At 73.7% G+C, this 236-nt stretch carries 1 pseudogene; it reads left to right on the top strand.

Annotated features, from left to right (window positions below):
* A pseudogene (locus KVS71_RS18865) lies at positions 1–236 on the top strand (methylisocitrate lyase); the annotation flags it as partial.

Here is a 236-nt window from a genome sequence, read left to right as displayed (position 1 = left end):
AGCAGATCGCCCGCAGGCCCGCCCTCCCCGCGATCGTCGACGCCGACACCGGCTTCGGCGGGCCGATGAACGCCGTGCGGACGATCCAGGTGCTCGAGGACGCCGGTCTCGCGGGAACGCACATTGGGGACCAGATCAACCCGAGGCGCTGCGGTCACCTGGACGGCAAGGCCGTGGTCGACGGGGACACCGCGATCATGCGCTCCCGCGCCGCCGCCGTCGCCCGCCGCGAGGAG

Source organism: Microbacterium sp. GbtcB4, from assembly GCF_019091465.1.
GTDB classification, from domain to species: Bacteria; Actinomycetota; Actinomycetes; order Actinomycetales; family Microbacteriaceae; genus Microbacterium; species Microbacterium paraoxydans.
This window is presented reverse-complemented; position numbering and strand designations above follow the sequence as displayed.